The sequence below is a fragment of the Hoeflea ulvae genome (assembly GCF_026619435.1).
GTDB lineage: Bacteria > Pseudomonadota > Alphaproteobacteria > Rhizobiales > Rhizobiaceae > Hoeflea > Hoeflea ulvae.
On the sequence record NZ_JAOVZQ010000001.1, the window covers coordinates 238365 to 258860 of the forward strand.

Sequence of the window (20496 nt, forward strand, 5' to 3'; positions counted from 1 at the left end):
CCCTCTTAATACACGCGGGCTTTGGGGGCGATCTTGGCGAGATCGATGCCCTCGGCGATCAGCTCGGTGTGGACCGGGCGATAGTCGAGCGTGACCTTGCCGGCATCATCCAGCCAGGCCAGCGTGTGCTTGCGCCAGTTCTCGTCGTCGCGGCCGCCGAACGGGCCATCGACATAGTCTTCGCGGGCATGGCTGCCGCGGCTTTCCTTGCGGGCTTCGGCGCCATAGACCGTGGTGATGGCGCAGGCCATCAGGTTTTCCAGCTCCAGCGTTTCCATCAGATCCGAATTCCAGATCAGCGACCGGTCGGTCACCTTCACATCGGGAAGTTCGGCCCAGATCGCGCTCATCCGCTTGCAGCCCGATTCGAGCGAGACCTGGGTGCGGAACACCGCCGCGTCGTCCTGCATGGCGCGCTGCATCTTTTCGCGCAGATCCGCGGTTGTCTGCGAGCCATTGGCATGGCGCAGCCGGTCGAAGCGGGTCATGATCTTCTCGAACGAGGTCTCGTTGACCTGCGGGATCGCCGATTTGCGGTCGATGACTTCGCCGGCGCGGATTGCTGCCGCACGGCCGAACACCACCAGGTCGATCAGCGAATTGGAGCCCAGACGGTTGGCGCCATGCACCGAAGCACAGCCGGCTTCACCGACGGCCATCAGGCCCGGCGTCACCCGGTCGGGCGCTTCCGTGGTCGGGTTGAGCACTTCGCCCCAATAGTTGGTCGGGATGCCGCCCATATTGTAATGCACCGTCGGCAGCACCGGGATCGGCTCGCGGGTCACGTCGACGCCGGCGAAGATCTTGGCACTTTCCGAGATGCCCGGAAGCCGCTCGTTCAGCACCGCCGGATCAAGATGATCGAGATGCAGATAGATGTGGTCCTTGTTCTTGCCGACGCCGCGGCCCTCGCGGATTTCCAGCGTCATGCAGCGCGAGACAACATCGCGCGAAGCCAGATCCTTGGCCGACGGCGCATAACGCTCCATGAAGCGCTCGCCTTCGGAATTGACCAGATAGCCGCCTTCGCCGCGCGCTCCTTCCGTGATCAGGCAACCTGCGCCGTAGATCCCGGTCGGGTGGAACTGCACGAATTCCATGTCCTGCAGCGGCAGGCCGGCACGCGCGATCATGCCATTGCCGTCACCGGTGCAGGTATGCGCGCTTGTGGCCGAGAAATAGGCCCGGCCGTAACCGCCGGTGGCCAGCACCACCATCTTGGCGGAAAAGCGGTGAATGGTGCCGTCGTCGAGGTTCCAGGCCACCACGCCGGTGCAGCGGCCGTCTTCTTCCATCAACAGATCGAGCGCGAAATACTCGATGAAGAACTCCGCATTGTGCTTGAGCGACTGGCCATAGAGCGTGTGCAGGATGGCGTGGCCGGTGCGGTCGGCCGCCGCACAGGTGCGCTGCACCGGAGGACCTTCGCCGTAATTCTGCATGTGGCCGCCAAACGGCCGCTGGTAGATGCGGCCATCCTCGGTACGCGAGAACGGCACGCCGTAATGCTCCAGCTCATAGACCGCCTTGGGCGCTTCCATGGTCAGATACTGCATGGCGTCGACATCGCCGAGCCAGTCCGAGCCCTTGACCGTGTCGTACATGTGCCACTGCCAGCTGTCCGGCGTCATGTTGGTCAGCGAGGCGGCAATGCCGCCCTGGGCTGCAACCGTGTGCGAGCGGGTGGGAAACACTTTCGAGATGCAGGCGGTGCGAAAACCCTGTTCGGCCATGCCGAGCGTGGCGCGCAGTCCGGCGCCGCCGGCTCCAACAACAACCACATCATATGAGTGATCGACTACCGTGTAGTCGCGTCCGCCAATGTTGACGCTGGACGTCATTACCATGGTCTGTCAGCCTCCGAAGCCGAGTTTGAGCACCGCGAACAGCGAAACGGCGCCGATCACGATTGCAAAGAATATGTTGAGGATCAGAAGCGCCACCTTCATGCCCTCGGCATGGATATAGTCCTCGATGATCACCTGCATCCCGAGCTTCATGTGAATGAGGCCGGAAATCAGCACCAGGCCCATCACCACCGCCACCAGCGGATTGGACAACGCCCCGGCGACCACCGCATGGGGTTCGCCATTGTAGACGACAAGGAAGCCGACGAAGAAAAGCAGCAGCGGCACATTGGCGACCGCCGTCAGCCGCTGCCGCCAGAAATGATCGGTGCCTTCCTTGGCGGTGCCCAGTCCGCGGACCCGGGAGAGCGGCGTGCGCATGTTCTTGGTGTTCATGTCCATCGTCTCCTAGAGCCGGATTGCGTAGCCGATGATCCAGATCAGGATCGTCAGGGTGATCGAGCCGGCCAGCGTGGCCCAGGCCATCTTGGTCGAGGTTTCGGGATCGAAGCCGCGGCCGGTGTCCCAGATGAAATGGCGGATGCCGCCAAGCATGTGATGCATCAGCGCCCAGGTGTAGCCCAGCAGCACCAGCCGCCCGAGCCAGGATCCGAAAATCCCGTTGACCCAGTCGAAAGTGGCCTCGCCCGAGGCGGCGGCGAACAGCCACCACGCCACCAGCAACGTGCCGGCATAGAGCGCCATGCCGGTGAGCCGGTGAACGATCGACATCACCATGGTCGGGATTTGCTTGTAGATGCTCAGATGCGGCGACAATGGCCGGCTGTGTGTCACATTGGTCATCGGGACCCTGTCCTTCTTTCCCTCAAGGAAAGCCACGAGCGGCCCCGCGAAGCAGGGCCGGTGGCCGTGATTGCGTTTTAGTGCCTTATATGCACCGCGTCAAAGCCGCTTTGGCTTTACGTTCAAGCCTTTGGTCGAATTCGCAAGCTTTGCCACGGAGAAAGGCCGCTTCAATCGATTGAGGTGGCAGATCGCACTGCAATATATTTGACGCAAATGGCCGCGCCGGGTCACCTGGGATGGTCGAATCGGATTTCCCAGCTGGAAAAATCCGCCTTGGTGGCGATTTTCTCGTAAAGCTTGCGCCCGTCTTCGGGCAGCCGCGGCGCGTTGAGCACCAGCCGCGACCAGCCGCGGGCGTCGCTTTCCTCGGCCAGCATGTCGAGCATCGCCTGGGCGATGCCCATGTTGCGGTGCAAATGGCTGACATAGAGATGGTCGACCTGGCCGCAGCGCATGCCGGTGACCGGATCGGGCAGATCGTAAAACACCGCAAAGCCGACCAGCTCGCCATCGAGCCGCGCTCCAAAGATCTGCGCCACCCGGTCCTGCAGCAGCGTCTCGGCATAATAATCATCCGGACGCCGCGGCGCGCCGCGCTTGAGCGACTGCACATAGGCCGCCAGCAGCGGCGAGAAATGGTGTGCATCCTTGAGATGCAGCAGCGAGATGTCGATGGTGTCTGGCATGTTCATGAAGCCATGTTTCGTTCAAACACCGGTTGCGGTCAAGCCTGCGCGATGTCGCAGGAGGGCGCTCACGCCCGGCCTTAGCACCCCGCCGCACGGTCCGGGGCCGGATTAAGGTTAACGGGAGATGACCGGCGCGCATGGATGACACCGCCGCGGCTCTGCGGCACAATGAGGCCAAATTCGCCTGCGACACAGGCCGCTGCAAAGCAGCCGGGCGCAGCCTGACTGCGAATGCGTTTGCCACCGGCACAAGGACACCGTCATGACCCAGATGCAGACCCCGCGCCGCCGCGCTGCCCATGCAGCCTTCGCCCTCATGATCGGGCTTGGCCTGTCCGCGCCCGTCTTCACGCCGGCCCTGGCCTTCGAGCCGACAGCGCCTTCGGCCAAGGTCAAGCCGCTGCGCCACCACAAGAACCGCCATGGCGGCAACACCACCATCATCATCATCGACAAGGATGAACGGCCGAGCCGCTCCTCCGTGCCCCGGCCCGGCGCCAGGACCACAACCACAGGCGCCGGAACCAGCGGCCGCATCAAGCGCGACGATGACACCACCCGGGTCATCATCAAGCAGTCGCGCAGCACCGCCAGCCAGAAGCGCAAGGGCCCGAAAGTGATCATCGTCGACAAGAACACCCGCAACCGCTGCGCTGGCGGCGGCGTCTGCGTGATCCGGCCATAAGGTCTGGCCTCATTCGCATCGCACCAAACTCGGGCCTTCCAGTGTCACTGTAACATCGGAACGGCGCGAGGGGATGTTTTTGGTCTGCAATTACCCCCACCCGGCTCTGTCTTGCCATGCAAGCCAGTCGCCGACCTCCCCACAAGGGGGAGGTGGGGATCAGGTCATCCCGATCATGTGTTGCCTATTTCCAGTCGCGGATATCGACGAAATGGCCGGCGATTGCCGCGGCGGCAGCCATGGCGGGCGAGACCAGGTGGGTGCGGCCCTTGAAGCCCTGGCGGCCTTCGAAATTGCGGTTCGAGGTCGAGGCGCAGCGCTCATAGGGCTTGAGCCGATCGTCATTCATGGCCAGGCACATCGAGCAGCCCGGCTCGCGCCAGTCAAAGCCGGCCGCCTTGAAGATCACGTCGAGACCTTCGGCCTCGGCCTGATCCTTGACCAGGCCGGAGCCCGGAACAATCATCGCGTCGACATTCGGATTGACGGTCTTGCCTTCGACCACCGCGGCAGCGGCGCGCAGGTCTTCGATGCGGCCATTGGTGCAGGAGCCGATGAACACCCGGTCGATCGTGATGTCGGTGATCTTCGTGCCGGGCTTGAGGCCCATATAGTCGAGCGCCCGCCATTTCGAGGTGCGCTTGGCTTCGTCCGGGATCAGGTCGGGATCGGGCACTTCGCCGGTGACCGCGATCACATCCTCGGGCGAGGAGCCCCAGGAAACGATCGGCGGCAGCGAGGCGGCATCGAGACGGACGATCTTGTCGTAATGGGCGCCCTCGTCGGAGACCAGCGACTTCCAGTACTCGACCGCCATGTCCCAGGCCTTGCCCTTCGGCGCGCGCGGACGGCCCTTGATATATTCATAGGTCTTTTCGTCTGGCGCGATCAGGCCGGCCCGCGCCCCGCCTTCGATGGTCATGTTGCAGACCGTCATGCGGCCTTCCATCGACAGCGCGCGGATCGCATCGCCGGCGAATTCGATGACATGGCCGGTGCCGCCGGCGGTGCCGATCTCGCCGATGATGGCAAGGATGATGTCCTTGGCGGTAACGCCGTCGGGCAGTTCGCCATTGACTTCGACCAGCATGTTCTTGGCTTTTTTCTGGATCAGCGTCTGGGTGGCGAGCACATGCTCGACTTCCGATGTGCCGATGCCGTGGGCCAGCGCGCCGAAGGCGCCATGCGTGGAGGTGTGGCTGTCGCCGCAGACGATGGTTGTGCCGGGCAGCGTGAAGCCCTGTTCGGGACCGACAATGTGGACGATGCCCTGGCGCTTGTCGTTCTCGTTGAAATATTCGACATTGAACTCGGCCGCATTGGTGGCGAGCGCCTCGACCTGGATGCGGCTTTCCTCGTTCTTGATGCCCTGGGCGCGGTCCGGCGAGGTCGGCACATTGTGGTCGACGACGGCCAGGGTCTTTTGCGGTGCACGCACCTTGCGGTGGGTGGTGCGCAGGCCTTCAAACGCCTGCGGGCTGGTCACTTCGTGGACAAGATGGCGGTCGATATAGAGCAGGCACGTGCCGTCGCCCTGCTGATCGACCATGTGGTCGTCCCAGATCTTGTCGTAGATTGTGCGCGGTGCGGTCATGATGGTGGTCCGTGTAGAATGAAGGAAAAAAGACGGAGCGAAAACGCGCCGGCCCGATGCCGGCAGAGACTCAAGGCCTCAGGCGCTGCGGCCGGAAATGGCCCCGGACACGCGCGCGAAAAACCGCGCCGGCAGGCGCTTGTGGTCCTGCAGCACAACAATCCGAGGTGCGAGACATCTGAATTTCGATCCCATGGCGCGGTTCATACCAAGTTTTGCCGGCGCGGGCAACGAAATTGGACATCAGGGCAATGGCTGCCCGCGCTGCATGATTTTCCGGTAGAACCCGGCCTGAAGGTCGCGCGGCATGACAACGTCAGCGCCGGTGTCGCGTCTGATCCAGTCATCAAGCTGATCGGCCGGCACCGCGGCGCGGCGCGATCTTGGCCGCAGCACGAATTGGCATAGCTTCGCCAGTCCACCAAGCCACGGCAAATGGTCCGGCGACGCGGGTTTCCGGTCGCTCATCGCTCTTTCCTTTTGATCTTTTGTGGTGTTAGCTTGCCGCGACAACGCTTGTAATTCCAACGGAATTATCATCTGCCCCCATTCAGAGAACTTATGGATGAAGCTGTCGCGAAAATTCCCGCTCAATGCCCTGCGCGTGTTCGAGGCTGTCGCCCGGCATGCCAGTTTTTCGCGTGCGGCAGATGAACTGGGGATGTCGCAGACGGCGGTGAGCTATCAGATCAAGCTGCTGGAGGATATTCTCGGAGAGCAGCTTTTCCTGCGGCAGCCACGCCAGATCGTCAACACCGATGCCGCCAAACGCATGCTGCCCAATGTCGGCACCGCTTTTGAACTGTTGAGCGAAGCCATGATGTCGGCGCGCCAGGCCTCAAGTGAAACACTGGAGATCCACTCCTCGCCGACCTTTGCCTCACACTGGCTCGCCCGCAATCTCGGCAGCTTTCAGCTGGCTTATCCGGCGATTGCGGTGCGCCTGATTCGGGTCAGCAAGATCACCAAATTCGATCGCGATCCGGCTGATGTCGCGATCCGTTGGGGCATCGGCCCATGGCCCGACCTGGATTGCCACCTGCTCGGCCGCTTCACCTATGCGCCGATGTTGAGCCCGGGACTGGCCGCCAGCATCGGAGGTGTGAAACAGCCGGCAGATCTGCTCAAGCTGCCGCTGATCGGCGCAGAGCAGGATGCCTGGCGGCACTGGTTTACGGCAATGGGCGAACCAGTCCCGGATCTGTCAGCCCACAAACGGTACAATTACATCGAGCAGGATCTGTGCGGAAACGCGGCGCTCGCCGGTGAGGGTGTCGCCATGCTCAACCATATCTATTACCCGGACGAACTCGCCTCGGGCCGGCTGGTCGCGCCTTTCCGGACGCCCAGCGGTGACGATATCGGGGTCTGGCTTGTCTATCCGCATAACCGCCGCAACACGCCCCGAATCAAGGCATTCCGCGACTGGATCCTCAGCGCGGTTGCGGCCGACAGGGCTAAGATCGAGCCGCGGGCGCCGGAGACTGCGGCCGGCTAGTTCCGGCTGCGGTCTAGCTGCATCTGGAAATAGCGCATCTGGTTTTCCGGGATCCGGTCGGTCTTGACCCGGCCCTTGCGCAGGTCGAACAGGAACTTCGCCTCCTCATTGGGATCGTTGAATTCGAAACTCGGATTCATCTGCGGTGTCAGGATCGGATCGTAGAGCCGGCCCGACTGGATGGCGTCAAGCCTGCGTCCGCTGCGATAGGAATCGGCCGAGGCGACCGCCGGCAGCAGCAGCGCCCCGATGACGGCGATCAGGAGTGTGCGTTTCACGGGTATGATCCTTCCGGGCTGTGCAACAATATCCGTTCCATGTGGGGTCAGGCCGGCCGCTTGCCAAGGCTCCGGGTGGCGCTGAGCCGGTCACACTGGCGTGATCCGCCGGGCATTTTTCGCGAATACTAGCGGCTGCTGGAGCCGCCGCGCTCCTCATCGGCCCGCCGCAAGCGTTTTTCCAGCGCCCTGAGCCCCAGTGGACAATCCGACGGTCAGCAGCAGATAGACATAGGCCACGATCGAATAGGTCTCGAAGAAGCGGAACGAGCCCGAGGCATAGACCTTGCCCATCTGGGTGAGATCGGCGACGCCGAGCACCGAGACCAGCGAGGAATCCTTGATCATGGCGATGAAATCATTGCCCAGCGGCGGCAGGATGGTGCGGATCGCCTGCGGCAGCACGATGAAGCGGAAGCGCTGCACCGGGGTCAGCCCCAGCGCCTTGGCGGCTTCGATCTGGCCCTCCTCGACGGCGAGGATGCCGGCGCGGAACACCTCCGAAATGAAGGCGGAATAGCCGATCGTCAGCGCCATGATCGCCCGCCACAGCAGCGAGACATCGCGGGTCAACAAGGGCTCGACCAGCCCCGCCTCGATCAGCGGCGAGGCCAGGAAATTCCAGCCGATGACAAAGCCGGGCGCGCCGACGAAGGCGATGTAGAACAACAGCACCAGGATCGGGATGCCGCGGATGATCTCGACATAGAAACGGGCGATCTGCCGCAGCAACAGCGATTTCGACAGGCCCATCACCGCCAGGAGCAGCCCGAAGGCGGTGGCAAGCGCGAAGCCGACCAGCGTGACGAAGATCGTGATCCACACGCCCTTCGAGACGATCGTAAAGATCTGGCTGTAGAGATCGTTGATCGCGATCTGAACAGCAAGAAACAGCGCGATGGCACCGGCAGCCAGCAGCCACCAGGGAAAGTCGGTCTTGTCGGCCTGTTTTGGCGCTGCTGTCACGGGATTGATTTTTCCATCAATGCCTCAGCGGGCGGCGGCCTTACAAACAGCTGTTCGCGCACGCCGCCGTGCCACTGATCGGCATCGCTTTGCGAGCGCAGTCCGAAGCCGTGACGTTCATAGAGCGCGCGGGCCGCCTCAAGCCCGGCAAATGTGGTGAGCCAGACCCGGCCGGAAGCAACCCGGTCGGCGTGATCGATGGCCAGACTCATCAGCTGCTTGCCGAGCCCGCTGCCGCGCGCCGCACCCGAGACCACGAACCAGCGCAGATGCGCCCCGTCGGCGCCGCCGCCCGACACATCCATCGAAATCGATCCGACCAGCGTGTCACCGCGCCAGGCAGTGACAAACAGGTCGCGTTCGGGATCGAAGCGGGCGAGGAAGTCCGACAGCTCAGACGCCAGCTTGGTTTCGAATTTCACCCCGAAATCCCAGGCCTGCGCATAGTAATCCATATGCAGGCCGACAACGCCGGCAAGCGCTCCCGGCCTGTATCCGTCGATTGCGATCGACACGGCTGCGCTAGCCGCCGAGCTTGTAATCGAGGAACCATTTGGTGTTGAGCGCATCGATGGTGCCGTCTTCCTTCATCGCCGCAATCGCCGCATTGACAGGGCCGACCAGATCGGAGCCCTTGGGGAAGATGAAGCCGAAATCATCGGCGCCGAGCGGGCCGCCGACCAGCTTGAGGCCGCCATCCGACGCCTCGACATAGCCCTTGCCGGCAACGCCGTCAGTCAGCACCATGTCGACATCGCCGGTCTTGAGCGCCTGCACGGTGGCGCCAAAGGTTTCCATCAGCTTGATGCGCGCATTCTGCTCGTCGCCGTCGAGCACGTCATAGACGGCGACATAGAACGGCGTGGTGCCGGGCTGGGCGCCGACCAGGCCATCCTCGAAGGCTGCGAAACTGACCGCATCGTCGAACCGGTCCTCGTCGCCGCGCACCAGCATGAACATTTCCGAGCGCAGATAGGGATCGGAGAAATCAACCTTCTCCTTGCGGTCTTCCTTGATCGAGATGCCGGTCATGCCGATTTCGTACTGGCCGTCGGAGACCGCCTGGATCATCGCGTCCCAGGAGGTGTTCTGGTACTCGACGGAAAAATTCAGCCGCTTGGCGATCTCGTTCATCGCGTCATATTCCCAGCCGATCTGCTCGCCGGTCTTGGGATCGATGAACTGCAGCGGCGGATAGGCGTTTTCGGTGACGACGACGACGGTCTTGCCGTCGAGATCGGGCAGATCCTGCGCCTGCAGGCTGGCAGCACCCAGGCCGATGACGGCCGCCGCTGCGGCCATGGACAGTTTGAAAAACGACATGATGCTCTCCCTATGAGGTCTCGGGCGCGGACGGGGTCCCGGAATGAATTGCAGCCTGCTGCCTGTTGACGTGCAGCGCCTGGCTGCACTTTGCAATGCGGTGCCGCAGGCCGCAAGGGGTGGAGCGGAATGAGCGCTGGATGTGGCCTCCGCGGGACCCAAATCTCCCCCTTGCGGGGGAGATGTCACGAAGTGACAGAGCATCTGTGTTTGCTGTCAAGGCGGAGTTGGTGTCCAGAGTCGGTTCTGGGCGAGCAGGCAATTGGCCAGGACGACGAGCTTGCGCATGATGGCGACAAGGATGACCTTGGGTGGTTTGCCTGCAGCCTGGAGCGTCTTGGCAAAGGCGGCAAGCGCCGGATTGTAGCGCCGTGCCGACAGGGCGGCCATGTAGAGCGCGCGCCGCGGGGCGGGCCTTCCCGCTCGAATGGAGCGCCGGCCATGCCTTTCGCCGCTGTCGTCGGCGATCGGGGCAACGCCCGCCAGCATCGCCGCCTGCTTGCCGGTGCAGGAGCCGAGTTCGTCCATTCCGGCGATCAGGGCGCTGGCGGTGATGCGGCCGATGCCGGGAACAGAGGTCAGGATCTCGGCCTTGCGGCAAAGATCCGGCTGGGCGGCGATACGGCGTTCGATTTCGGAATCCAGCCGTTCGACATGCCGCTCCAGCACCCCGATGAGCCGGCAAAGCTCTGCCCGCAGAAAGGCGACATCGGCCGCCTTGCAACGGTTCTTCAGCGCCGTGAGCTCGCCTTGGGCGCCCGACCTTGCATTGACCAGCTCCCGCAGGGCCTCGATGTCCGGGCTTGGAGGCGCACTCGGCTGCGGCCGAAGTGCGGCAGCCAGCAGCGCCAGCATGCGGGCATCGAGCCGATCGGTCTTGGCCAGATAGCCGTAGCAGCCTGCAAACTGCCGGGCGCGCCACGGATCGACGATCGCCACAGCAAAACCATCTCCACTGAGCGAGCGGTGAGCGGGACGATGGAACTTGCCGGTCGCCTCCATGATGATGCGATCGGGCCGCAGTCTGGTCAGCATCCGCTTGAACTGGCGGATGCCAGCCTTGTCGTTGCCGAACCGCCGGCTTTCAGCCTGCGGAAGGACATGAATGTCGAGCCACTCTTTACAGACGTCCACACCGACATAAACTGCGGACGTCGCGTCTTGTTCGAACGATACCTTGCCTTGCATGCGGGACTTGCTCCCCATCATCTGTTCAGGACAAACGTGAAGACGGACGGACCAAGCTCTGTCTCGGTTCAAACCAAGGGGGGAACGGTCCCGCCCGCCAGATCCCCCGGAGGTGGCCACCTCCGGGGGATCACGCCAAAACAATACCATCAAGGCGCGGGTCGAACATACAAGGGGGTGGCCTCTCACCTTGGACTGGTCCATCCGAACACGCCGAAAAATACCCCCTCTGTCGGCCATGCCGACATCTCGCCTGCAAGGGGGAGATCGGACCGCGCAGCAGATCTCGTTGCCGCGCGCGAAAACGCCGGGGTTTGGGAAATTCGGTCCGGAGAGCCGCACGCGGGCTTTGCCTCTGGAAATGGGGTAGTATTGGGTGGCGCAGCGCGCGCGCGGCCCGAGCATCGCCGGATGATGTCCGCATCCGACAGGCGGTGCCTTGCACCCCCGGGGTTTTACGCCCGCCCGGATTGCTCCGGCCACAGCCTGGACCGGCCGCGGGGGATGGTTTTCGTGGTCCGGCACGTCTTTCGGGTCAGTAACCCAAAATCCGCCACAGGCCCGTTCCGGTGCCGCAATCAACTCCGCCCGAGGGCGGGATCTGCCGGTGAGGCAGGATCTGCCCGAAGGCAGCATGACTGCAAACCCGGCCCGGTGGCTGGCTTGGCCGGTTTTTTCAACCGGCTGCCAGCGGAGCCACGATGGTCACCGCCTCCTTCCGCGATCTGCCGCACGTTCCGGCACATCCCGAAAGGCCTTCCACCCGCCTGGTCGAGCACGTTCACGTTCCATCCGGCAGCGGGAGCACGCTGATGATGGCACGGGGCTGCAGGATGTGGAAAAAATGTCGGAGAATATTGATGGGATGGACGGGGCGCTGTGCCAGATTGTCGTCATGCCGGACCCCGATCCGGCATCCAGCGGGCGAGCGTCTGCGAGCCGGTAAACTCCTGCGGCATCATGGTTTTCGGCAAGACGCTCGCCCGCGTCCGCAGAAGCGGACGCAACTGGATCCCGGCTCGGGGGCCGGGATGACGAAGCGAGGGAGCGGCGTTCGATCTTGCGGGTTTTTCCCCGTCAATTCACCAATTGCAGCGTCCAATCCCGCCTTGCGGTGGCGTCCGGAGGACGGGGCGAGACCCGTGGTTTTCGCCAGCAGCCACGACCGAGGGGGCATGTGGCGTTTTATGCTGACAGCGCAGTGTTTGCTGTGACCTTGCCCCCCTCTGTCGCCTACGGTGACTCTCCCCCGCAAGGGGGAGATTGGGCCGTGCCGACACCCAACGCCCTCAATCCTCGGATTTGTCCTCATTGGCTTCGGGGTGGGTGCCGTCGGAGACGCTGCCGGGATGCGGGTCGGAGACCTCGCGGTCGGGCTTGGCGGGTGCGGATCTGGGCTTGTCTGCCTGCGGGTCGGTTTTCGGGGTCATGGCACTCTCCTGTAAAGCTGTGAAACTCCGCAGGCTGCGGGATGGTTCCCGGGGTCTCGCAGGATGATGCCGGTGGGCTTGGGGTGACTGGTTTCGCCATTGCGGCTGTCCCCGAGAGGCATGCTCGGTCACCACTTAAAATTTGCCGCTTTTGCTTGGTTGTCGCGACGACGACCCCACCCGGATCGGCTGCGCTCACGCTTGCCTCTCTGACCTCCCCTCAAGGGGGAGGTGGCAACCGGGCTTCTGCTCAACACCCCAAAACGCAAAAGGCGCCGGTTGCCCGGCGCCTTGAGGGACGGTCCCGAAGGAGCGTCGAATTCGGAGGGAGCGGCCTATTCGCTCTTGGCTTCTTCGGTTGCTGCCGCGTTTGCGGCTTCAGCGGCTTCGGCTGCCGACTTTTCGGCGGCCAGGGCCTGGGCTGCGGCAACCTTCTCGGCTTCGATGCGGGCCTTTTCGGCTGCAAAGGCCTGGCGCTCGGTGTCGTTGAGCTTGCGGGCGCGGGTGCCGGTGTTCTCGACGATACGAGCCGACTTGCCGCGACGATCGCGCATGTAATAGAGCTTGGCGCGGCGCACCTTGCCGCGGCGGACCACTTCAACGGCTTCAACCAGCGGCGAGAACATCGGGAACACGCGTTCCACGCCTTCGCCATAGGAGATCTTGCGAACGGTGAAGCTTTCGTTGAGGCCGGCGCCGGAGCGCGCGATGCACACGCCTTCGAAAGCCTGCAGACGGGTCCGCTTGCCTTCCGTCACACGCACTTGGACCCGCAGCGTATCGCCGGCGGAGAATTCAGGGAACTTGCGGGATTCTTCAATCTTGGCTGCCTGTTCGGCATCCAGTTGAGCAATGATATTCATGGTCCTTGACCTTTCTTTCTTCTCAAACGGTCAGAGCGCTCTCAGCTTGCCAGGTCGGAATTCCCCTTCGGGACATTCCTTCTGGCTATGCCGGTGAAGGCAGGAGCGGGTTCACCATTCATTGTTTGGCAGGCGCCGTATGCACGGCTCTCGGACATTGCCGATCGCGGGCAGATACACCATCACCGCGGTTTTGTCACGCCCGCCCGGGCAATTTTGTTGCGGCCCTTGTGGCGCGGCGCCGGTGATGCTCTAAAACCGGTCCGATCCTCTCGCTGCAGTGTCCCGATGTCCGTTTTCGATGTTGTCCTCCTGTTTTCCGCCGGCTTTCTGTCGAGCGTCGTCAACGCCATTGCCGGCGGCGGCACCTTCCTTACCTTCGGCGCCATGACGCTGGTCGGCGTGCCGCCGATCATGGCCAATGCGACCTCCTCGGTGACCCAGTTTCCGGGCTATGTTACCTCGGCGCTGGCCTATCGCAAGGAGATCCGCGAGGCCGGGCGCGAGGTCTGGCTGCTGGCCGGACTGTCGCTGCTGGGAAGCCTGGTCGGGGCGCTGATCCTGGTGTCGATGTCCAATCCGTCGTTCCGGGCGCTGGTGCCCTGGCTGCTTTTGGGCGCCACGCTGATCTTCGCGGCGGGACCCTATCTGCGGCCAAAGGCCTTGCACGCGGAACAGCCTGTTTCCCGGCTGGGCATGATCGGGCAGTTTGTCACCTCGATCTATGGCGGTTTCTTCGGCGCCGGCATGGGCATCATGATGCTCGCCGTGCTCGGACTGACCAAGGGCGGCGACTATCACAAGCTCAATGCGCTCAAGAATGTCATCGCCGTGGTGATCGCCTTTGTCGCCATCCTGGTGTTTTCCAGCGGCGGCGTGGTTGCCTGGCTGCCGGCGGTGATCATGATCCCGGCCGGCGCGCTGGGCGGCCATGCCGGGGTCTGGGCAGCACGGCGGGTGCCGCAGCCGGTGATCCGCGCCATCGTCGTCGGCGTCGGCCTGCTGCTGAGCTGGTATTATTTCACCAGCTGATCTTAAGGTGTTTCATCGGGCTCGAGCAGATCGGGCCGCCGCGCGCGCGTCAGCCTGAGCGATTCCGCCTCGCGCCAGGCCTCGATCGCCTTGTGATTGCCGGAAGTCAGCACCGCCGGAATCTCGCGATCCTCGAAGACCTGCGGCCGGGTGTAATGCGGATGCTCGAGCTGGCCGGTCTCGAAACTTTCCTGGGTGCCGGACTGGGCATTGCCCATGACGCCGGGCAGCACCCGGATCACCGCATCCAGCAGCGTCAGCGCCGCGGGCTCGCCGCCCGACAGAACATAATCGCCGATCGAGACTTCCTCGAGATCACGCGCCTCGATCACCCGCTGGTCGACGCCCTCGAAGCGGCCGCAGACGATGACGGCGCCGGGACCCTCGGCCAGTTCGCGCACCCGCGCCTGCGTCAGCGGACGCCCGCGCGGGCTCATCAGCAGCCGGGGCCGGGAGTCGTCGCGGGGGCTGACCGCATCGATCGCCGTTGCCAGCACATCGGGCCTGATCACCATGCCGGCGCCGCCGCCCGCCGGAGTGTCATCGACCGAGCGGTGCCGGTCGGTGGCGAAATCACGTATATTGACGGCCTCGATCGACACGTCGCCCCGTTCCAGCGCCCGCCCGGCCAGCGAATGGCCGAGATGACCCGGAAACATGTCGGGATAGAGCGTCAGAACGGTGGCGCGAAAGCTCATCGGTCGCCGCCGCCGTCGCGATCCTCGCCGTCTTCGTCGTCATCGCCGGTGTCGATCAGGCCGGCGGCGATCGGATCGACCAGGATGCGGCCGGCCTCGATATCGACCTGGGGCACGGCGGCGAGCGTGAACGGGATCACCACCGGCTTCTTGCCCTCGTCGCGCAGTTCCAGCAGGTCGCCGCCGCCGAAATCGAGCACGCCCGAGACCTCGCCCCAGAACTGGCCGTCGGCATCCCAGGCTTCCAGACCTTCGAGATCGGCGTGGAAATATTCGCCTTCCTCCAGCTCCTCGTCGTCCAGGCTGGAACGGTCGATGAACAGCTCCAGACCCTTGAGCGCTTCCGCCGCATTGCGGTCATTGATGCCGCGCAGACGCACCACCACGACGGTCTTGGCGGCGCGGGCATCGAGGATTTCGAAACGGCGGCCATCGCTGGTGTAGAGCGCGCCATATTCGGCCAGCGCCATCGGATCCTCGGTGAACGGCTTGATCCGCACCTCGCCGCGAATGCCCTGGGCTGCGCCGATGACGCCGATGAGAACGGGATGGTCAAGCTTGGTCATGGACAGCTCCGGAATGACGGGTAACGCGAAACGGGCGGCCTGGAACATCCAGGGCCGCCCGCACAACTGCGCCGAATCTGCGGGCGGAACTTATTCCGCAGCGGTTTCGGCAGGGGCTTCTTCAGCCGGGGCAGCAGCGGCTGCGGCTGCATCTTCAGCGGCCTTGGCGGCAGCAGCGGCTGCATCCTCTTCCTTCTGCTTTTTCTCGGCGACGCGTTCCTGCGCCTTCTTGCCGGGCTTGGCCTTGTTCGGGTTGTTGCGCGCATCGCGGGTCATCATGCCGGCTTCGGCCATGAAACGGGCAACGCGGTCGGTCGGCAGCGCGCCGTGGTCGAGCCAATGCTGGATGCGTTCCTGGTTGAGGCTGACGCGGGTGGCGTCGTCCTTGGCCAGCATCGGGTTCCAGTAGCCCAGACGCTCGATGAAGCGGCCATCGCGCGGGCTGCGCACGTCGGCAACGATGACGTGGTAGTAAGGACGCTTCTTGGAGCCACCGCGGGCCAGACGAATTTTCAATCCCATTTTCTTTTCCTTCGTTTTAACAAGTGTGTTGTGTGTTTGCGTGGATGCTGTCGGACGCTTCTCAGCGCCAGATCGGTGGTGTCATTTCGCGCCGGCCTGCCTGTGATGCTGGATGACTTCGCGAATGACGAATTCGAGAAACTTTTCGGCAAAATCCGGATCGAGATCGGAGGATCTGGCCAGTTCGCGCAGCCGGGCAACCTGCTCGGCCTCGCGGTTGGGGTCCGATGGCGGCAGATCGGCGGACGCCTTGAGCGCGCCGACCGCCTTGGTCACCCGAAACCGTTCGGCCAGGATGTGGACCAGCGCCGCGTCGAAATTGTCGATCGACCGGCGATATTCCAGCAATTTGGCATAGGCCTCGGTGTCTGTGCTCATGACCGGTCCCTCACTTCTTCTTCGGCAGGCCGGGAAGGCCGCCGCCGAGACCGGGCAGCTTCGGGCCGCCCAGGCCTGGCAGACCACCCGGCAATCCGCCGGGCAGCTTGCCGCCGCCCGCGCCGGGCATGCCGCCGCCAAGACCCGCGGCCTCGGCCTGTTTCTGCAGCGCTTCGAGCTGCTTGGGATCCATCTTCGACAGATCCGGCATGCCGCCGCCCATCATGCCGCCCATGCCGCCGGGCAGGCCCATCTTCGAGGCGAGACCGCCCATGGCCGCGCGCATCATGCCGCCGCCCTTGCCCTTGCCGCCCATGGCTTTCATCATGTCGGCCATCTGCCGGTGCATCTTGAGAAGCTTGTTGATCGCCGCCGCATCGGTACCCGAGCCCTCGGCGATGCGTTTTTTGCGCGAATGCTTGAGCAGCTCCGGATTGGCCCGCTCGGCCTTGGTCATCGAGCCGATGATGGCGAGCTGGCGGGCAAATGTCTTGTCGTCCATGCCGGCCGCCGACATCTGGTCCTTCATCTTGCCCATGCCGGGCATCATCCCCATGATGCCGCCCATGCCGCCGAGCTTCTGCATCTGGCCGAGCTGGTCGGCCATGTCGTTGAGGTCGAACTTGCCCGCCTTCATCCGGGCGGCCATGACCTGCGCCTTGTCGGCGTCGAAATTTTCCGCCGCTTTCTCGACCAGGCTGACAATGTCGCCCATGCCGAGAATACGGTCGGCGACGCGACGGGGGTGGAATTCCTCCAGCGCGTCCATCTTCTCGCCGGTACCGATCAGCTTGATCGGCTTGCCGGTGACGGCCCGCATCGACAGGGCTGCACCGCCGCGGCCATCGCCGTCCATGCGGGTCAGCACCAGGCCGGTGATGCCGACGCGTTCGTCGAAATTGCGGGCCAGATTGACCGCGTCCTGGCCGGTCAGCGCATCGGCCACGAGCAGGATCTCGTGCGGATTGGCGCGCTTCTTGATCTCGGCCATTTCGGCCATCAGCGGTTCGTCGATATGGGTGCGGCCGGCGGTGTCGAGAATGACCACGTCATGGCCGCCAAGCTTGGCCGCCTGCACCGCGCGCGCGGCAATATCGGTCGGCGACTGGCCGGCGATGATCGGCAGGGTGGCGACACCGGTCTGCTCGCCGAGCTGACGCAGCTGCTCCTGCGCTGCCGGACGGCGGGTGTCGAGCGAGGCCATCAGGACCTTCTTGCGGTCGCGCTTTTCCAGCCGCGAGGCAATCTTGGCCGAGGTCGTGGTCTTGCCCGAACCCTGCAGGCCGACCATCATCAGCACCACGGGGGCGGCTGCATTGAGATCGATGGCGACGCCTTCTTCGCCAAGAAGTGCAACCAGCTCGTCGTGAACCAGCTTGACCACCATCTGGCCCGGCTTGATCGACTTGACGATCTCGGCGCCGACGGCCTTTTCGCGCACCCGGTCGGTGAAACCGCGCACCACTTCCAGCGCCACGTCGGCCTCCAGCAGCGCGCGGCGAACCTCGCGCATGGCTTCCGACACATCCTTGTCCGACAGGGCGCCGCGCCCGGTCAGATTGTTGAGGATGGAGCCAAGCCGGTCCTGGAGATTTTCAAACATTTGGTCGTCCTGTTTTTGCCGAAGGAAACGCTTCAGCTCATATGGGACGAACATCAGACAAAGCCAAACAGCACCCGAGGGCGCATCGCGCTGTCGGGTGGTGACCTCCGGGATCGATTTATACCAATAAGGGTCCCGGTCGGCGGCTCGGAGTCATGCTCGTCGCAGATTTGAGCGGGATAAACAGGAAAAGCGGCGGAAAGTCAAGGTTGGGAAGCCCTGAGGCCTCAGCCGGCGATTTCACGGCGCGCCAGATCGGCCAGAAACGCTGAGCGGGTAAGGCCGCGCTGACGCGCTGTTGCATCGACCGCTGCCAGCAGTCCGGCATCCATGGTGATATTGGCCTTTGTGGTGCGGCCCGAAAGCCGGATCACCGGCACGGCGAGCAGGAACGCGCCCTCCCTGAGATCGCGCGCCACATCCGCATCATCGCGCACCGCTTCAAGGGTGCGGGCCTGCGGCAGCGCTTCACCCTCAAGATGCAGCGCCAACGCCTCGCTGGCATTGGCCAGCAGATCGTCCAGTTCATCAGCAGCAGAAAAACAGCCCGGAACATCGGGGAAATGAACCCCGAAGGCGCTGTCCCCGTCCTGATGCACGACACCGATATAATGACGCATGATAAACCTCGTTGTCAGTCGAGCCAGCCGGCTTGTTTGCAGATGGCGCGGACGGTTCCGATCGGCAGGTCCTTTTCCGGATGTGGCACCGTTACGATCTTGTCGTTTTTCTTGAACTTGTGGTGCGAGCCGGTGATCTTGACCAGCTCGAAGCCATCCTTCTCAAGCCTCCGAATGATCTGCCGACTGTTCCGCTCCATCGGAAACGCTCCATTATGCGCATATATATACGCCTAATTAGGTCGGAAATCAAGTTTGATAGGAAGTGACAAAAGATCCGTCCTGCCCATGTCGCAATCAAATTATGGACATAATTCACAAAAATTTAAACAGGTTAGGTGAAAGAACTCGTTTATTGACGATCGAGGTAGAGCCGCAACTGCCCAACTACATTAGCCTGGAAAATCTCTCGACCAGTCAGCTGTAAATGGGCTCCATAATGCGCCTTGTACATCCAGCAGCAGACAAAACTTCCTGCCCCAAATCCAATTTACCTCAGCGTCTGCATACCCCGGTCAAGCAGCTCACGAATAAACCGCTGATATTTCATGCCGCGTTTTTCAGCCTCGGCCTTGATGGCTGCGAGCTGGCGTTCCGGCAGGCGCATGTTGAGGCGTGCGCTCTTGTCTTCAAACTCATAGCGAACGGGCTTCATGGCGCTCCAGTCATATTCGGACAGGTCAGCCTCCTCGACAAATTTTTCAGCCTCTTCATCACTTTTGAAGGTTGGCCATTGTTTTAGCTTGCTCATATCGTTTCACCTCCTTGCGGTGCATGTAACGGGCGCTTATCGGGCGAATGAACATGCCTGTTTCACGTTGCCGATGCGTCAGGACGACAAAGACATGGCGGCCGGTCAGCGCCTGCCCGGCCGTGAAGTAACGCCCTTCATCAGGGTGGGGGTCAGGCATCAGAAATTCGATGGTCCGCAAGACGTGTTCGATTTCAGCCTTGCTGACCCCGTGCTTTCCGCATTTGGGCCAGTTGCCGCTGTCCCATTCGATGCCTGCGAACTTCATCGCATCAGTATGCACGATTGTACACACAAACGAAAGCAAATCTGCCGCCCGAATACAGCCGCGTCCAATCCATCACCGGCACCCCGGTGCGACACCCTGCCGCCCTCTCCATTCCGCCAGGCTGCAAGATTTCGCTGTCCTCGTCCTTGAATTTGTGTGGCTGTGGGGCAATTATCCGTCACCCAGGCTCAGCGTGAAGGCGAAGAATGTATCCGAATTACACAAGGTCCGAACGCATTGCCGACGGCAGCATGCACGCCATCGGCGTTAGCGGGGCGGTGCTTGGCGCCATCCTGTTGCTGATGTGGTCTGTCCCGGTAGCCTCGTCCTGGGAAATTGCGGCTATAACGGTCTATGCGATCACCCTGATCGGCACTTTCTCGGCCTCGGCGTTTTATCACATGACCCCGTGGGAGAGCATAAGGCCGGTGTTGCGCCGGATCGATCATGCCGCGATCTATCTGAAGATCGCCGGCACCTATACGCCGCTGGTGGTGATGATCGGCAGCGGTCTCGCCTATGTCGTGCTCGCCGTCGTCTGGGCGCTGGCGGTGATCGGGATGGTGCTCAAGCTGGTGTTCTGGACCACGCCCGGCCAGTTTGGCCCCGCACTCTACCTGATCATGGGATGGATGAGCGTCGTGCTGTTCTGGTCGTCCTGGTCGGACCTGCCTATTGGCTATATTGCCGCCGGAGGCCTGCTCTACACCGTCGGCGTGGTGTTCTACGCGGCCAAGAAAATGAAATTCTCCAACGCCATCTGGCATGGCTTCGTCATCGCGGCCTCCGCCTGTTTCTTCGTGGCCATCACGGTGGTGACGACACAACCCGGCCTCCTTTAATAGTATCTTCGACGGAACCGATCGGGCCGCGTCAAAGCCATGGCCGCA

At 63.0% G+C, this 20496-nt stretch carries 24 protein-coding genes and 2 pseudogenes; 4 read left to right on the top strand and 22 right to left on the bottom strand.

The features are described 5' to 3' along the window. Positions 1 to 5: 5 nt before the first annotated feature. From sdhA to OEG82_RS01215, 4 genes are all read right to left on the bottom strand, one after another. Positions 6 to 1841, bottom strand: a complete 1836-nt coding sequence (gene sdhA, locus OEG82_RS01200; RefSeq protein ID WP_267614812.1) for a succinate dehydrogenase flavoprotein subunit — start codon at positions 1839 to 1841, stop codon at positions 6 to 8. Positions 1842 to 1853: 12 nt separating this feature from the next. Then, entirely contained in the window at positions 1854 to 2243 is a 390-nt protein-coding gene (gene sdhD, locus OEG82_RS01205) for a succinate dehydrogenase, hydrophobic membrane anchor protein (protein WP_267610637.1), read from the bottom strand. A gap of 12 nt (positions 2244 to 2255) precedes the next feature. Further along, positions 2256 to 2651 (bottom strand): succinate dehydrogenase, cytochrome b556 subunit, encoded by a 396-nt coding sequence (gene sdhC, locus OEG82_RS01210; protein WP_267610638.1) that lies wholly within the window; start codon positions 2649 to 2651, stop codon positions 2256 to 2258. Between the two features lie 230 nt (positions 2652 to 2881). Further along, entirely contained in the window at positions 2882 to 3346 is a 465-nt protein-coding gene (locus OEG82_RS01215; RefSeq protein WP_267610639.1) for a GNAT family N-acetyltransferase, read from the bottom strand. A gap of 259 nt (positions 3347 to 3605) precedes the next feature. Between OEG82_RS01215 and OEG82_RS01220 the strand changes: the two genes are divergently transcribed. After that, positions 3606 to 4028, top strand: coding sequence for a hypothetical protein (locus OEG82_RS01220; RefSeq protein ID WP_267610640.1), 423 nt, complete (start codon positions 3606 to 3608; stop codon positions 4026 to 4028). A gap of 184 nt (positions 4029 to 4212) precedes the next feature. Here OEG82_RS01220 and leuC read toward each other — a convergent pair whose 3' ends face one another. After that, positions 4213 to 5622: a 3-isopropylmalate dehydratase large subunit gene (gene leuC, locus OEG82_RS01225; protein WP_267610642.1), complete on the bottom strand. Its 1410-nt coding sequence runs from the start codon at positions 5620 to 5622 to the stop codon at positions 4213 to 4215. A 243-nt stretch (positions 5623 to 5865) separates the two neighbouring features. Beyond that, positions 5866 to 6090: a hypothetical protein gene (locus OEG82_RS01230; protein ID WP_267610643.1), complete on the bottom strand. Its 225-nt coding sequence runs from the start codon at positions 6088 to 6090 to the stop codon at positions 5866 to 5868. A 97-nt stretch (positions 6091 to 6187) separates the two neighbouring features. Between OEG82_RS01230 and OEG82_RS01235 the strand changes: the two genes are divergently transcribed. Beyond that, on the top strand, positions 6188 to 7120 hold the full coding sequence (locus tag OEG82_RS01235; RefSeq protein WP_267610644.1) for a LysR substrate-binding domain-containing protein: 933 nt from the start codon (positions 6188 to 6190) through the stop codon (positions 7118 to 7120). On the opposite strand, the gene OEG82_RS01240 is transcribed toward OEG82_RS01235, so the two are convergent. The 7 genes and pseudogenes from OEG82_RS01240 to rplS all read right to left on the bottom strand — a co-directional run bounded on the left by OEG82_RS01240 (position 7117) and on the right by rplS (position 13168). After that, complete coding sequence (locus OEG82_RS01240) at positions 7117 to 7398, bottom strand: hypothetical protein (RefSeq protein ID WP_267610645.1); 282 nt, start codon at positions 7396 to 7398, stop codon at positions 7117 to 7119. The genes OEG82_RS01235 and OEG82_RS01240 overlap by 4 nt on opposite strands. A gap of 128 nt (positions 7399 to 7526) precedes the next feature. Next, positions 7527 to 8364 (bottom strand): annotated as a pseudogene (locus OEG82_RS01245) (amino acid ABC transporter permease). Continuing rightward, complete coding sequence (locus OEG82_RS01250) at positions 8361 to 8879, bottom strand: GNAT family N-acetyltransferase (protein ID WP_267610646.1); 519 nt, start codon at positions 8877 to 8879, stop codon at positions 8361 to 8363. The pseudogene OEG82_RS01245 and the gene OEG82_RS01250 overlap by 4 nt, the downstream one beginning before the upstream one ends. Before the next feature lie 7 nt (positions 8880 to 8886). After that, positions 8887 to 9618 (bottom strand): annotated as a pseudogene (locus tag OEG82_RS01255) (transporter substrate-binding domain-containing protein); the annotation flags it as partial. A 285-nt stretch (positions 9619 to 9903) separates the two neighbouring features. Next, positions 9904 to 10875: an IS110 family RNA-guided transposase gene (locus OEG82_RS01260; RefSeq protein ID WP_267610647.1), complete on the bottom strand. Its 972-nt coding sequence runs from the start codon at positions 10873 to 10875 to the stop codon at positions 9904 to 9906. A 1289-nt stretch (positions 10876 to 12164) separates the two neighbouring features. Continuing rightward, on the bottom strand, positions 12165 to 12305 hold the full coding sequence (locus OEG82_RS01265; RefSeq protein WP_267610648.1) for a hypothetical protein: 141 nt from the start codon (positions 12303 to 12305) through the stop codon (positions 12165 to 12167). 335 nt (positions 12306 to 12640) lie between these two features. After that, positions 12641 to 13168 carry a 50S ribosomal protein L19 gene (rplS, locus tag OEG82_RS01270; protein WP_267610649.1) on the bottom strand — a complete coding sequence of 176 codons (528 nt, stop codon included), beginning with the start codon at positions 13166 to 13168 and terminating at the stop codon, positions 12641 to 12643. 288 nt (positions 13169 to 13456) lie between these two features. On the opposite strand from rplS, the gene OEG82_RS01275 reads away from it, so the two are divergent. Beyond that, entirely contained in the window at positions 13457 to 14200 is a 744-nt protein-coding gene (locus OEG82_RS01275) for a sulfite exporter TauE/SafE family protein (protein ID WP_267610650.1), read from the top strand. Between the two features lie 2 nt (positions 14201 to 14202). On the opposite strand, the gene trmD is transcribed toward OEG82_RS01275, so the two are convergent. The 9 genes from trmD to OEG82_RS01320 all read right to left on the bottom strand — a co-directional run bounded on the left by trmD (position 14203) and on the right by OEG82_RS01320 (position 19606). Beyond that, positions 14203 to 14898 (bottom strand): tRNA (guanosine(37)-N1)-methyltransferase TrmD, encoded by a 696-nt coding sequence (gene trmD / locus OEG82_RS01280; protein WP_267610651.1) that lies wholly within the window; start codon positions 14896 to 14898, stop codon positions 14203 to 14205. Next, entirely contained in the window at positions 14895 to 15464 is a 570-nt protein-coding gene (rimM, locus tag OEG82_RS01285) for a ribosome maturation factor RimM (RefSeq protein WP_267610652.1), read from the bottom strand. Before rimM ends, trmD begins: the two co-directional genes overlap by 4 nt. 90 nt (positions 15465 to 15554) lie before the next feature. Beyond that, positions 15555 to 15986: a 30S ribosomal protein S16 gene (gene rpsP, locus OEG82_RS01290; RefSeq protein ID WP_267610653.1), complete on the bottom strand. Its 432-nt coding sequence runs from the start codon at positions 15984 to 15986 to the stop codon at positions 15555 to 15557. Positions 15987 to 16067: 81 nt separating this feature from the next. Further along, positions 16068 to 16364, bottom strand: coding sequence for a chorismate mutase (locus tag OEG82_RS01295; RefSeq protein ID WP_267610654.1), 297 nt, complete (start codon positions 16362 to 16364; stop codon positions 16068 to 16070). Positions 16365 to 16374: 10 nt separating this feature from the next. Next, the gene (ffh, locus tag OEG82_RS01300; RefSeq protein ID WP_267610655.1) at positions 16375 to 17967 is read right to left on the bottom strand and encodes a signal recognition particle protein; all 1593 of its coding nucleotides are present in this window, start codon (positions 17965 to 17967) and stop codon (positions 16375 to 16377) included. Between the two features lie 227 nt (positions 17968 to 18194). Further along, positions 18195 to 18587, bottom strand: coding sequence for a type II toxin-antitoxin system HicB family antitoxin (locus OEG82_RS01305; RefSeq protein WP_267610656.1), 393 nt, complete (start codon positions 18585 to 18587; stop codon positions 18195 to 18197). Positions 18588 to 18601: 14 nt separating this feature from the next. Then, a complete protein-coding gene (locus OEG82_RS01310) occupies positions 18602 to 18787 on the bottom strand; it encodes a type II toxin-antitoxin system HicA family toxin (RefSeq protein WP_267610657.1) in 186 nt (61 codons plus the stop codon). Positions 18788 to 19077: 290 nt separating this feature from the next. After that, positions 19078 to 19338 carry a CopG family antitoxin gene (locus tag OEG82_RS01315; RefSeq protein WP_267610658.1) on the bottom strand — a complete coding sequence of 87 codons (261 nt, stop codon included), beginning with the start codon at positions 19336 to 19338 and terminating at the stop codon, positions 19078 to 19080. After that, the gene (locus tag OEG82_RS01320) at positions 19301 to 19606 is read right to left on the bottom strand and encodes a BrnT family toxin (protein WP_267610659.1); all 306 of its coding nucleotides are present in this window, start codon (positions 19604 to 19606) and stop codon (positions 19301 to 19303) included. The genes OEG82_RS01315 and OEG82_RS01320 overlap by 38 nt, the downstream gene beginning before the upstream one ends. 206 nt (positions 19607 to 19812) lie before the next feature. Here OEG82_RS01320 and trhA point away from each other — a divergent pair, with 206 nt between their 5' ends. Further along, on the top strand, positions 19813 to 20448 hold the full coding sequence (gene trhA, locus OEG82_RS01325; RefSeq protein ID WP_267610660.1) for a PAQR family membrane homeostasis protein TrhA: 636 nt from the start codon (positions 19813 to 19815) through the stop codon (positions 20446 to 20448). Positions 20449 to 20496 lie beyond the last annotated feature (48 nt).

Bases quoted from the DNA above. Each gene is read 5' to 3' on its own strand.
- trmD (WP_267610651.1), bottom strand. From the start codon at position 14,898: ATGAGCTTTCGCGCCACCGTTCTGACGCTCTATCCCGACATGTTTCCG.
- OEG82_RS01305 (WP_267610656.1), bottom strand. From the start codon at position 18,587: ATGCGTCATTATATCGGTGTCGTGCATCAGGACGGGGACAGCGCCTTC.
- trhA (WP_267610660.1), top strand. From the start codon at position 19,813: ATGTATCCGAATTACACAAGGTCCGAACGCATTGCCGACGGCAGCATG.
- OEG82_RS01295 (WP_267610654.1), bottom strand. From the start codon at position 16,364: ATGAGCACAGACACCGAGGCCTATGCCAAATTGCTGGAATATCGCCGG.
- OEG82_RS01265 (WP_267610648.1), bottom strand. From the start codon at position 12,305: ATGACCCCGAAAACCGACCCGCAGGCAGACAAGCCCAGATCCGCACCC.
- OEG82_RS01275 (WP_267610650.1), top strand. From the start codon at position 13,457: ATGTCCGTTTTCGATGTTGTCCTCCTGTTTTCCGCCGGCTTTCTGTCG.
- OEG82_RS01310 (WP_267610657.1), bottom strand. From the start codon at position 18,787: ATGGAGCGGAACAGTCGGCAGATCATTCGGAGGCTTGAGAAGGATGGC.
- OEG82_RS01235 (WP_267610644.1), top strand. From the start codon at position 6,188: ATGAAGCTGTCGCGAAAATTCCCGCTCAATGCCCTGCGCGTGTTCGAG.
- OEG82_RS01315 (WP_267610658.1), bottom strand. From the start codon at position 19,338: ATGAGCAAGCTAAAACAATGGCCAACCTTCAAAAGTGATGAAGAGGCT.
- leuC (WP_267610642.1), bottom strand. From the start codon at position 5,622: ATGACCGCACCGCGCACAATCTACGACAAGATCTGGGACGACCACATG.
- rpsP (WP_267610653.1), bottom strand. From the start codon at position 15,986: ATGGGATTGAAAATTCGTCTGGCCCGCGGTGGCTCCAAGAAGCGTCCT.
- OEG82_RS01260 (WP_267610647.1), bottom strand. From the start codon at position 10,875: ATGCAAGGCAAGGTATCGTTCGAACAAGACGCGACGTCCGCAGTTTAT.
- OEG82_RS01230 (WP_267610643.1), bottom strand. From the start codon at position 6,090: ATGAGCGACCGGAAACCCGCGTCGCCGGACCATTTGCCGTGGCTTGGT.
- OEG82_RS01320 (WP_267610659.1), bottom strand. From the start codon at position 19,606: ATGAAGTTCGCAGGCATCGAATGGGACAGCGGCAACTGGCCCAAATGC.
- sdhC (WP_267610638.1), bottom strand. From the start codon at position 2,651: ATGACCAATGTGACACACAGCCGGCCATTGTCGCCGCATCTGAGCATC.
- OEG82_RS01215 (WP_267610639.1), bottom strand. From the start codon at position 3,346: ATGAACATGCCAGACACCATCGACATCTCGCTGCTGCATCTCAAGGAT.
- rimM (WP_267610652.1), bottom strand. From the start codon at position 15,464: ATGACCAAGCTTGACCATCCCGTTCTCATCGGCGTCATCGGCGCAGCC.
- sdhA (WP_267614812.1), bottom strand. From the start codon at position 1,841: ATGACGTCCAGCGTCAACATTGGCGGACGCGACTACACGGTAGTCGAT.
- OEG82_RS01220 (WP_267610640.1), top strand. From the start codon at position 3,606: ATGACCCAGATGCAGACCCCGCGCCGCCGCGCTGCCCATGCAGCCTTC.
- rplS (WP_267610649.1), bottom strand. From the start codon at position 13,168: ATGAATATCATTGCTCAACTGGATGCCGAACAGGCAGCCAAGATTGAA.
- ffh (WP_267610655.1), bottom strand. From the start codon at position 17,967: ATGTTTGAAAATCTCCAGGACCGGCTTGGCTCCATCCTCAACAATCTG.
- sdhD (WP_267610637.1), bottom strand. From the start codon at position 2,243: ATGAACACCAAGAACATGCGCACGCCGCTCTCCCGGGTCCGCGGACTG.